We start from the raw sequence: 12499 nt of genomic DNA, 5'->3' as shown, positions 1-12499 counted from the left end.
AAATAATGGCCCAATCAGGTCTGGATCTTTTCCCATATACACGTATGCGTAGAATGCGTCGTAATGATTTTTCACGCCGCCTTATGGCTGAAAATCAACTAAGTGTTAATGATTTAATCTATCCAGTATTTGTACTTGAAGGAAAAAATCGCCGTGAAAGCATAGAATCGATGCCAGGCATCGAGCGTTTATCTATCGATTTATTGCTCACAGAAGCAAAAGAATTAGTGGAGCTAGGTGTTCCAGCAGTTGCTATTTTTCCTGTTACACCTGCGGATAAAAAATCGCTTTTGGCTGAAGAAGCCTATAGTGACGATGGTCTTGCACAACGCACCGTACGTGCATTAAAAACCGCATTTCCTGAGCTAGGTGTGATTACTGATGTCGCACTTGATCCGTTTACAGTTCATGGCCAAGACGGCATTATTGATGATGAAGGCTATGTAATTAACGACGTTACAACCGAAATTTTAGTTAAGCAGGCACTCTCACATGCTGAGGCTGGCGCTGACGTTGTTGCTCCTTCCGATATGATGGATGGTCGTATTGGTGCTATTCGTGAAGCGCTTGAAACTGATGGTCACATTCACACTCGTATTATGGCTTACTCTGCAAAGTATGCATCTAGTTACTATGGACCTTTTCGTGACGCGGTAGGCTCTGCTGGTAATTTAAAAGGCGCCGACAAAAAAACCTATCAAATGGACCCTGCAAACTCTGACGAAGCACTTCGCGAAGTTGCTTTAGACTTACAAGAAGGTGCAGACATGGTAATGGTCAAACCCGGCATGCCATATTTAGATATTGTACATCGTGTTAAAGAAGAATTTGGCGTGCCAACCTTTGCTTATCAAGTCAGCGGGGAATATGCGATGCATAAAGCTGCCATTGATAACGGTTGGTTAGCCGAAGAAGCGACAATTATGGAGTCTCTACTCGCGTTTAAACGTGCTGGAGCTGATGGGATCTTAACTTACTTTGCAAAACAAGCTGCGCAATGGCTTAATAAGTAACTTGAATGGTAGGTTAAATAGATACTGTTCTAGATAGATCATTCAATAAAGGGCGATTGTTCGCCCTTTTTATTTTCATAATATTAACATCCTGTATTTTCTTTGTCATAAATTTTCCTTAAACTGTTTGTCCCATTTGGGACACAATACACGGGAAAAAATAATAATGTTTACTACAAAAATAACGCCACTGGCGCTTGTTATTGCAAGCCTTAGTGCTCCAGCATCAGCAAACCTAATCATTTCAGAATATGTTGAAGGGGGTGGTTATAATAAAGCGATTGAAATTTATAACACATCATCTGATGCTATATCTTTAGACGGTTATACACTTAATTTATTTTCAAATAAAAATGTATCAGCGACATCAAGCGAGAATCTAACAGGTTCTATAGCCGCAAACAGCACATATGTAATTGTTACTTCTGATAGTAGAGCTGTAGATGAATTAAAGAATAAAGCAGATCTATTCAGTAGCGCAGTAAACTTTAATGGTGATGATGCTTTAACCCTTACCTTGGGTGCCAGTGTAGTTGATAGCTTTGGTCAAATAGGAGCTGATGGGGTTTGGAGCAATGGTGGTGTAACAACTAAAGATAAAACACTACGCCGCAAGTCTGATATAGCGTCTGGCCGTACAGATGCTAGCACCGAGTTTGATCCGAGTGAGCAATGGCTGCAATTTGATAAAGATGACTTTAGCGGACTAGGCTTTCACGGAGAAAGTACTGAGCCAACACCTGAACCAGATCCAGAACCGGTAACGCCGTTAGAGTGTGGCGCAGCTAAAACGCTCATTAATGCAGTCCAAGCCGAAGGAGGCGATAGCCCATTACTAAATCAAGAAATTGAGCTTGAAGGTATCGTTACTGCTGATTTCCAAGGAAGCGAGCAATTAAATGGCTTCTTTATTACTTCTCTTGAAGCAGATATTGATACCAACCCATTAACATCGGAAGGCGTATTTGTATATTTTTCAGATACCGATGTAGCTGTCGGTGATCATATTCGCGTCAAAGGTACAGTTGCTGAATATTACAGTGCGACACAAATTGGCGATGTAAGCCAAATCGAAATATGTGCTTCAGGCTTAACAGCAACGGCTACAAAAATTGCCTTGCCAGTTGCAAGTGTAAGCGACCTAGAAGCTTATGAAGGTATGCTGGTGACCTTAGAGCAAACACTCGTTGTCACCAACAATTATGGCCTTGGTCGCTATGGTGAGGTTGGCCTTGCCACAGAACGCTTATACCAAGGCACACAAGTAGCTTTACCGGGTGATGCTGCAAATGCAGTAGAAGTTGAAAATGAGAAGAAACAAATTCTATTGGATGATGGCTCAACAAAACAAAACCTTGACCCGGTATCTTATCCTGAAACAGGGTTAGGTGCCTTCAATACATTACGCTTGGGCGACTCCGTCAGCGTTATTACTGGCGTTTTGGGTTACAGCTTTGATCGTTACCGTATTCACCCAGCGGTACAACCTGAGTTTACGACTACAAACCCACGTACTGATGCTCCTGAATTACACTCTGATGCAAATTTACGGATAGCGAGCTTTAATGTACTAAACTACTTTAATGGTGACGGCCAAGGCGGTGGCTTCCCGACCAGCCGTGGCGCCGATTCTGAGCAGGAGTTAATTCGTCAAGAAGCTAAATTGGTAAGTGCTATCACCGCACTAGAGGCTGATGTTATTGGTTTGATGGAAATTGAAAATGATGGCTTTGATGAATACAGTGCTGTTGCAAGTTTAGTGTCTGCATTGAACGACGCTGACAGTAATAACGAATACGCGTTTGTAGACTTTAACGTTGACCAAATTGGTACTGATGCCATTACTACTGCCCTAATTTATCGTGCAAATATGGTCAGTGAAGTGGGTACTCCTGCAATAACCACTGAATACCCATTTGACTACAGTAACCGTGCGCCAATTGCTCAGAGCTTTAAAGCAATAAATTCAGGTGAAATATTCACTGTCGCTGTAGCTCACTTAAAATCAAAAGGGAGCTGCAGCAGCGCTGACGGTAATAATGCTGATTTAGGTGATGGACAATCTTGCTGGAATGAAATTCGTGTAACAGGTGCGAATGCCTTTGCCGATTGGCTAGACAGCAAACCAACAGGTGTTGAAGACGAAGACATCATTCTAGTTGGTGATATGAACGCATATGCAATGGAAGATCCAATTCGTGCATTTGCTGATAAGGGCTATAAAAATGTGATTGCTGAGCTTGATGGTAACACACTGGGTTATTCATATAGCTTTTCAGGCCGCTTGGGCAGCCTAGATCATGCTGTAGCAACACAAAGCCTGCTGGATAAAGTTGTCGCCGCAACTGATTGGCATATCAATGCTGATGAACCGATCAGCCTGGATTATAACGTTGAATTTAAGTCAGATAACCAAGTCGCTAGCCTTTACTCACAAAGCGCATATCGTGCATCAGACCATGACCCTGTCATTGTTGATATTAAATCAGTTGCTGAACCTAAGCCAACACCAGAGCCACAAGCTCCAGTGTTAACCGCTGAGCAAAACTTTAATATCATTGAAAGCGCAGATATTGGTACTGTTATTGGCACTTTAGAATTTACAGATGCAGATAGTGACTACACGCCTGTCACTAAATTTATTGTGTCTGGTCACTCAGCAATCACTATAAATGAACAAGGTCAGCTAATTGTCGCTGCGGCGCTTGATTATGAGTTTGAACGTAAAATTACATTAATGGTGCAGGCACAGGATAGCGTAGGCAATTTGTCCGCTGCACAATTAGTATTTATAAATATAAGCAATGATGAAACAGACGATGATGAAGAGGATTCGGGCTCATTAGCGTGGTTAAGCTTATTAGCATTACCATTTTTAGCAAGAAGAAAAGCTAAAAAATAAATGAATTATAAGTAATAAAAATGCCACTTTAATTTAAAGTGGCATTGATTTAGTTTACACCCAAATTAGTAAGATTAAAGCTAAACAACCTACTAATTAAGCATTACAACTTTGCGTATTACTGTTATCACAACCCACATACTTTGCTGCATATAAGTTTTTAATTCCTGTTTTTTGGTCTGCTGTTATATGCCAATTTATAAAACGATGAGATTGCTCTGCTAACGTTACAATTTTAAACTCTGTGATTATTCCATACCGTTTAAAACTAATACTTTTTATTTCATCTGCATTAATATATCGCTTACCCAGACCACGAGAATAGTTTACCCCTGCTTTATAACAATGTAGAAACCTTAATTGCATAATATTAAAGAGGCTAATAACTAAAACGAGAGGAATAATAATGACGCTTGCTGATTCAAAGCCTAAAGCAGTTATTGCACTTAGAATATAGGCAACAAGTAATGCGAAAATGACTTTTACTATTTGCAAAGTCCAATTTGGCGATAATTTTACTATATTCATTGAATGAAGTTCCTTTATTATGACCTTCGTCTTCAAGGAAGGCTTTCCATTTACAATCTAAAACCAATGTTTTAGGAACATAATTTTACACACAATAAAAGAGTTAACAAGAGTATTTGCACTACTTTTTAACTAGCACAAAAGTATTTATCATAACTACTTAATATATCAACATTATCTCAAAAATCTTATTTCTCTGAATCTTTTAGTGATAAACATTGAGGCAGGCAATTATAATTAGGTTCTATTAATGATACTAGTTACAAAAGTTGGTGACCTATTATTCGCTCAAATTAATAACAATTATAAAAACAAAAAACCCGCAACAAGTGCGGGTTTTTTAAGAGTTTAAGTGGCTAATTACTTAGCCGCTTTTTTCTCTTTTTCTGCAGCGATTACAGTATCAGCTACGTTTTGTGGACATGGTGCATAGTGTGAGAACTCCATAGAGAACTGACCACGACCAGATGTCATTGTACGTAGTGAACCGATGTAACCGAACATTTCAGATAACGGAACGTCTGCTTTAATACGAACGCCTGTTAAACCAGCTTCTTGGTCGCTTAACATACCACGACGACGGTTAAGGTCACCGATTACATCACCAACGTGATCTTCTGGCGTGAACACGTCAACTTTCATGATTGGCTCAAGAAGTTGTGCGCCTGCTTTAGGGATCGATTGACGGAAAGCGCCTTTAGCAGCGATTTCGAATGCGATTGCAGATGAATCCACGGCGTGGAAGCCACCGTCGAAAAGTTCAACTTCAACGTCAAGTACTGGGAAGCCAGCTAGAACACCTTCACCCATCATTGACTTGAAGCCTTTCTCAACTGCAGGCCAGAATTCTTTAGGTACGTTACCACCAACAACTGATGAAGAGAACGTGAAGCCTGAACCCACTTCGCCTGGCTTGATGCGGTAGTCGATTTTACCGAACTGACCAGAACCACCAGATTGTTTCTTATGCGTGTAGCTATCTTCGATTTCACGAGTGATAGTTTCACGATAAGCAACCTGTGGTTGACCAACGATAAGGTCTACGCCGTAAGTACGCTTAAGGATATCCACTTTGATATCTAAGTGAAGCTCACCCATACCTTTAAGAATAGTTTCGCCTGAATCTTCATCAGTCTCAACTTGGAAAGATGGATCTTCTGCAACCATTTTACCGATAGCAACACCCATTTTCTCATTACCGCCTTTATCTTTAGGCTGTACAGCAATCGAGATTACAGGCGTTGGGAATACCATTGGCTCAAGAGTTACTGGGTGCTTAGGATCACATAGAGTGTGACCAGTTTGCACGTTCTTCATACCAACAATAGCGATGATATCACCAGCTTGTGCTGAAGTAAGCTCTTTACGATCATCAGCTTGCATCTCAACCATACGGCCAACACGCTCTGTTTTACCAGTAAACGCATTAAGGATAGTGTCACCCTTATTAAGTTTACCAGAGTAGATACGTACGAAAGTTAATGCACCAAAACGGTCATCCATGATTTTGAATGCTAGCGCTTTGAATGGTTCGTCAGCAGATACAATTGCATGCTCGCCGTTTTCGTTACCGTCTTCATCCATAAGAGGTTGAGGATCAACTTCTGTAGGAGCTGGTAAGTAATCAACAACAGCATCAAGAATTAATTGCATACCTTTGTTCTTGAACGCAGAACCACAGTAAGTAGGGAAGAAAGCAAGATCACGTGTACCTTTACGGATACAGCGCTTGATATCTTCAATAGAAGGAACTTCACCTTCCATATACGCTTCCATTAGGTCATCGTCTTGCTCTACAGCAGTTTCGATAAGCATCTCATGGTATTCTTCAGTTTTTTCTACCATGTCTGCAGGAACGTCTGTGATTTCGTAGTTTTCTGGAAGACCAGTTTCATCCCAAACATATGCTTGTTTGTTTAAAACGTCTACAACACCAACAAACTCATCTTCGATACCGATTGGTAAAGTCATGATTAGTGGTACAGCACCAAGTACTTTACGTACTTGCTCAGTTACACGGTAAAAATCAGCACCCATACGGTCTAATTTGTTTACAAAGATAATACGTGCAACTTCTGATTCGTTAGCGTAACGCCAGTTAGTTTCTGATTGTGGTTCAACACCACCAGAACCACAGAATACACCAACACCGCCATCTAATACTTTAAGTGAACGATAAACTTCTACTGTGAAGTCAACGTGTCCTGGAGTATCGATAACGTTGAAACGGTGATCTTTCCAGAAACAGCTTACAGCCGCAGACTGGATAGTAATACCGCGCTCAGCTTCTTGTTCCATGAAGTCAGTTGTTGACTCACCATCATGCGTCTCACCACTTTTATGAATAGTACCCGTTAGCTTAAGGATACGCTCAGTGGTGGTAGTTTTACCCGCATCAACGTGCGCGAAAATACCAATGTTTCTGTACTTCGATAAATCTGCCATTATTTTACTCTTAATAAAGTCGAAAAATTATTCGGCGGGAGTATAGCATTAGTTAAAGCGAACATCACCATAGAAGTCGCTTAAAATGCAATCAATTTTATAATATTTTACTTTCCATGCTATTTAACGCTGATGACAAAACACTTTAAGCATTATCAGCGCTTCTTAAAAAACACCTTTGGCCTTTTATGTAGGTCGCTTGAATCGTAAAATTGTTATCTAAGATAGCAAAATTTGCTTGCTTAGTTGCTGCTAAAGAGCCAACTTGATCTGCAATGTTTAGAAACCGAGCTGGTACAATACTAGCCATGTTTATGGCCTCTAGCAGAGTAACGCTACCTAGCAGATGCATATTTTTCACAGCCAACTCTAAAGTTAATGTACTGCCCGCTAAGGAGCCTGATGCTGTTTTCGCAACTCCATTATCAACAAACACATCCATTTTTCCCAGTTTGTATTGTCCATCATTTAGGCCACCAGCATTAATACAATCACTGATCAGCGCAATTTTTTGCGGGCCTTTTAGCTTATAAATTAATTGTAAAATAGTAGGGTGAAGATGTATGCCATCGGCGATAACTTCAACTAAAGCGGCATCGTTCATTAATACAGCCCCCGCACAGCCAGGATCTCGATGGTGTATACCACGCATGCCATTAAAAACATGCACCCCACCGCACGCACCGTGCTCAAGAGCTTGTTCTGTTTGCTCAAAATTAGAATCGCAATGACCAAGCATAACTCTGATACCTTGCTCAGTAAGGTACTCAATTAACGTATTAGCACCGGGTCTTTCTGGTGCTAGAGCAACAACTTTCAGACTCCCAGCTGCTGCCTTAATCATGGCCTCTAAATGAGGTTGTGATAGCTCCAAAAAGTAATCTTGGTTATGTGCACCTTTATAAACTTCACTAAAAAACAACCCTTCACTATAACCACCAAGTACTTGTGCACCACTGGGCTGCTGTACATATGCTTGACCAATAATAGCCATTGCATCTAAGGTTTGCTGCCAATCTGTCGTTACTGTTGTAGCTAAAAAACCCGTTACTCCATGCTGTGCTAATGAACATGAGATAGTTTCAACACTGCTCATTTTACAATCAATTACATCACAACCTTCACGGCCATGAATATGCAAATCAATTAAACCAGGAATAATCGCAGCATCGCCATAGTCATGTATAGGCAATTCCAATTGCGGTGTTTGAGTAAAAGCGCTGATACGGTCATTTTCTACCAACATAAAGTGCTCCTTAAGCACACGATCTTGGCAATAAATAGCTGCAGCTTTGACATAATATACTGATTCACTCATGACAACACCCCAACTTGTGCTTTTGCTAAAATAGCAGCGCCACGCGCACCACTTGCATCGCCAAATTCAGCAAGTACAATTTTTGGCACCCGAATACCAGTAAAAATGTAAGGTGTGATTGCTTGCTCCAGTTTATCCATTAACTCGCTTACCAGCGACATACCACCACCAACTACGATCACTTCAGGATCATAAGCCATAATAATTGCTGCAAACGTGCTACCTATCAAATCAACATAACAGGCAAAGCTTTGCTGACATAGCACATCGCCTTTTCTTAGCCCTTCAACGATTTCAAAAGTAGTCAGCACTTCACCGGCAAAATGTTGATAAATTTTTGCTAAACCAGGCCCTGCAATGTAACTTTCAACACAACCCATTAAACCACAGCCGCACTTTAAAATAGGCAATTGATACTTTTGTTGCAACACGGCGGATAGCGCATAATGACCATACTCGCCAGCAATACCTTGAGCACTTCTGTAAAGCTTACCGTCAATGCATAACCCTCCACCAGCACCTGTTCCTATAATTGCACCGAACACTCGTGTATGTTGTATGCCTACGTAACTTTGTGCCTCTGATAATGCAAAACAGCGGCAATCATTTTCAATAGCTACAGGGCGATTAATGAGCTTCGCTAAATCTTGCGCAGTATTATGTCCGGTTGCATGAGGTACATTCGCTGATAGCACTTCTTGGTTTGCGTTAATAATTCCTGGCATACCAATGCCTACTGCGCCTTGGCATTGATACTTTTTATCAGCGCTTAGAATCATAACCACTAACGCATTTAAGAAATCTTGATAGCTACTTTGTGGAGTCACAATTCGTGATGATTCAAGTTGCTTTAATGACGCGTCAAATACAGCCAGTTCAATTTTACTACCACCAATATCAATGCCGTAAATATACTGCTTAGTCATTAATATCTCCTTGTGTGAACGGGTAAATAGTCACACCTTGCACTACACGGTTAACCTCCCCTGTTGGGCACGGATTATCAACAGTAATACCCAGTTGCCATGCTTTATAAAAAGAAATGATCTGCGCGCATACCATATAATATAAGCCATAAAAAACATCATCTAACTGCTGTGCTTGCATTTCCTGCGGCACGGCTAATGCATCTACACCAAGCGCTTGGTTATCACTGCTTAACTCATGTAATAAATCTGTATCATACTGCTTGGTATAGCTATTATTTGAGCTAAATAAAACAATGAAGGTTTTTTCATCAACCAGTGACTTCGGACCATGTCGAAAACCCAACGGCGATTCAAAATAACCCATCACTTTACCTGAACTAAGCTCTAACAGTTTTAAAGCAGCCTCTTGCGCATAACCTTTTAATGACCCAGCCCCTAAATACACCAAACGCTGCATAGGCAATTCAGCGAGTGCTTTTAACTGAGACAATTGCTGAGGAATATTTTTTTCAACACAGTTAGCTATTATAGACACTGCATTATCCGCTTCACTAAACACCGCGATACTTGCTATCAGCATCGAAGTAAAACTACTGGTCATTGCAAAGCTTTGATCAAGCGTTTGCGGTGGCATCAGTAACGAAAAACAATTCTCATGCTCTGCCGCTTGCTGATTCAGCGCACCATCGGGATTACAGGTAATAAATAGATGAGCACATTGCTTCACATAGTTATTTACCACCTCAACAGCAGCAACACTTTCAGGGCTATTACCTGAGCGCGCAAACGACACCAGTAAAGTGGCCTTATTTTGTTGTAAATACTGTTGTGGGCAGGCAACGAGCTCCGTACTGCTAACGCTACGGCAACTAATATCCAGCTGCTGATTTAAATAGCCAACTACCGCCTCACCGACATAGGCAGACGTACCAGCGCCTGTAAAAATTATTTGTGTATTTGCATGCTCTAACACCGTTGCCAACCAGCTATCAAGTTGCGTACGAGCCGCTTTGACTATCTTGAGCGTTTCTCGCCAACAATCAGGCTGCTGCATAATTTCTTTTGCGGTCCACAAGCTATTATTAGCTTCTAAAAGAGAGTCATCAATTGCTAAATAATTCGACATAACTACCTCACCTACGTCTACTGTTGTTTAAAGCACGCATCTGCGTAGCGGCTGGTTACTTGCATTATGTGATGAAGCACCAAAGATTTAGGGTTGTTTTCTAAACTACCATTACGTATAGCTAAGTACTGTAATGGCATATATTGACTTAGTAGCGGTAACGGGATCGGCTGTGTTTGCAGATTACTGAATAACGTTTCAACCGCATTTTGATTTCCTTGCTGTCCCCAGTAATAACGGATTCGATCGCTAAAACTAAAGCGTCGATATAGCTTCTGCAATGAACTATCAACTTGATAAAAACGTTGCCAATTCTTTGGGAATTGCTGCATATCAGCGTCAATAACGGTACGTAAATGTGAGCATTGCTCAGTATCAACCAACGCATCTTCAATATGACTTAATGCAAATAACGCCTCACGCAAAGCAAAAGTAAGCTCAGGGCCCACTTTTAAAATCGCAAAATGGTCATTTATTAATTGCTTATAGGCAACTGGGGTTTGGTAATCAGTTGAATGTGCTTCAAAAGCAATTCTATCCACTGTTTGTATATATTGTTTTAACTGCTGAGCTTTACTACTGTCGTAATCAAATACTTGAGTATTATCAAATTCAACACCCGGTTGAACAACTAGGCCAACTACACGTTGCCAAGCAGCTGATAAACCAAGCTTTAAAAATGCATCATGGTGTAGCGCTAATGTACTCGCTACATGGTCTGTTTCTGTCACCGCAAGCGTATCGATATGCTCATCAGCTCCACCTGGTGGGGGTACTTCAGTTCCTATCACGTACACTAAATCACTGTGGCCAAATGTATTGACGGCTGTTTTTTCAGCCACTGCACACAACTGCGCCGCGCGTATTGCCACCGTTTCATCCGCTAAAATTACATCGTCATCAGCACAACGCATACTGGTATCTAAATGAATTTTTTTGAACCCTGCCGCCACATAAGCAGCTATTAGCTGTTCAGCCTTTTGCATCGCTGCTTCAGCGTCCTCATCACACCAACACACTGGGCCTAAATGATCACCTCCGAGGATTAGCTTATCAACTGCAAAGGCTTGCTCTGTTGCAAGCCTTTGGACAAATGCCATAAAGTCTGCTGGCATCATCGTGGTATAACCACCAAACTGATTGACCTGATTCGCAGTAGCTTCAATTAACAAATAGCTATTGTCTTGCTTGGCTTGCAATATAGCGGCTTCGAGTACCAATGGATGCGCCGAACAAACGGCATAAATCCCCCGTTTATCACCACATTTATTCGCCGCGATTAATTTCTGTAATATCGTCATTGCAAGCCTCTATATTGATTAGTCGTTGTATTATTACTATGGAAAATTAAAGGTCGATTATGTGCAGCTCGACACCAACACTTTCGAGAGCCGCTTGAATATCGGCTGGAATATCGCTGTCTGTCACCACTGTATTTACTTCACTGGCAGAAATTATTTTGTGCACTCCTTTTCGATTGAATTTACTTGAGTCGGTAACAACAATGATCTCTCGTGACACTTCGCACATGACTCGATTTAACAAGGCTTCAAGTTCAAAATGCGTGGTAATACCAATATCTTTCTCAAAACCGTCAACACCTAAAATCAACTTATCAAAATGATATTGTTGCAAGTGCTGTTCGGCTTGACGACCATAAAAAGACAGTGATTTTTTACGCAAAGTTCCACCTGTCATCAGCACTTCGACAGAAGGTGCATTAAGTAAAGAGTGTGCGACGTTTAAACCATTTGTCATCACAACAACACTATGATGATTGGTTAAGTTTTTAGCGACTTCTTCGGTCGTGGTGCCAGAATCTAAAATGATCGATTCACCATCTTTAATTAGGCTGGCAGCAAACTTACCTAGTCGCTCTTTAATGCCACGATTTGCGTCATGTTTTTCTTTTAATGACAACTCTTGAGTTAAACGATTACTCGCTACCGCTCCACCACGGGAACGTACTAGCAAGCCCTTTTCGTCAAGCTCATTAAGATCATTGCGAATCGTCACCGTTGATACACCAAACAACTGAGCAAGCTCAGGAACCTGTACACGCTCTTGCTTGAAAACCAATTGCACAATTTCATGTCGTCTTTCGATAGTGTTAAGCATGCTCGCTCTCTTTCATAATTAACTTTCATTCATTGTACGCAGCTTTCGTTTACTTTCAATTCAATTTTTTTACATTCCTTCTCAATTCACAATAAAAGACACCAAGCAATTGAAACACAA

9 protein-coding genes are annotated in these 12499 nt (G+C 41.0%); 2 read left to right on the top strand and 7 right to left on the bottom strand.

Annotated features, from left to right (window positions below):
* The first annotated feature begins 5 nt into the window (after window positions 1–5).
* Entirely contained in the window at window positions 6–1013 is a 1008-nt protein-coding gene (gene hemB, locus QMA12_RS10010) for a porphobilinogen synthase (RefSeq protein WP_087531293.1), read from the top strand.
* Window positions 1014–1179: 166 nt separating this feature from the next.
* Entirely contained in the window at window positions 1180–3915 is a 2736-nt protein-coding gene (locus tag QMA12_RS10005) for an ExeM/NucH family extracellular endonuclease (RefSeq protein ID WP_290209976.1), read from the top strand.
* A gap of 96 nt (window positions 3916–4011) precedes the next feature.
* On the opposite strand, the gene QMA12_RS10000 is transcribed toward QMA12_RS10005, so the two are convergent.
* The 7 genes from QMA12_RS10000 to agaR all read right to left on the bottom strand — a co-directional run bounded on the left by QMA12_RS10000 (window position 4012) and on the right by agaR (window position 12379).
* A complete protein-coding gene (locus tag QMA12_RS10000) occupies window positions 4012–4443 on the bottom strand; it encodes a hypothetical protein (protein WP_087531295.1) in 432 nt (143 codons plus the stop codon).
* Window positions 4444–4803: 360 nt separating this feature from the next.
* Window positions 4804–6888: an elongation factor G gene (gene fusA / locus QMA12_RS09995; RefSeq protein WP_087531296.1), complete on the bottom strand. Its 2085-nt coding sequence runs from the start codon at window positions 6886–6888 to the stop codon at window positions 4804–4806.
* Window positions 6889–7033: 145 nt separating this feature from the next.
* Entirely contained in the window at window positions 7034–8206 is a 1173-nt protein-coding gene (gene nagA / locus QMA12_RS09990) for an N-acetylglucosamine-6-phosphate deacetylase (RefSeq protein WP_087531297.1), read from the bottom strand.
* Window positions 8203–9132, bottom strand: a complete 930-nt coding sequence (locus tag QMA12_RS09985) for an ROK family protein (protein WP_290209973.1) — start codon at window positions 9130–9132, stop codon at window positions 8203–8205. The genes nagA and QMA12_RS09985 overlap by 4 nt, the downstream gene beginning before the upstream one ends.
* The gene (locus QMA12_RS09980) at window positions 9125–10261 is read right to left on the bottom strand and encodes an SIS domain-containing protein (protein ID WP_087531299.1); all 1137 of its coding nucleotides are present in this window, start codon (window positions 10259–10261) and stop codon (window positions 9125–9127) included. The genes QMA12_RS09985 and QMA12_RS09980 overlap by 8 nt, the downstream gene beginning before the upstream one ends.
* 17 nt (window positions 10262–10278) lie before the next feature.
* A complete protein-coding gene (locus QMA12_RS09975; protein ID WP_087531300.1) occupies window positions 10279–11562 on the bottom strand; it encodes a D-tagatose-bisphosphate aldolase, class II, non-catalytic subunit in 1284 nt (427 codons plus the stop codon).
* Window positions 11563–11608: 46 nt separating this feature from the next.
* Window positions 11609–12379: a transcriptional repressor AgaR gene (agaR, locus tag QMA12_RS09970; protein WP_087531301.1), complete on the bottom strand. Its 771-nt coding sequence runs from the start codon at window positions 12377–12379 to the stop codon at window positions 11609–11611.
* Window positions 12380–12499 lie beyond the last annotated feature (120 nt).

Source organism: Pseudoalteromonas sp. APC 3893 (assembly GCF_030408095.1).
Lineage (GTDB): Bacteria > Pseudomonadota > Gammaproteobacteria > Enterobacterales > Alteromonadaceae > Pseudoalteromonas.
Note: the sequence above shows the minus strand (reverse complement) of the source record. Positions and strands in the feature narration are given on the sequence as shown.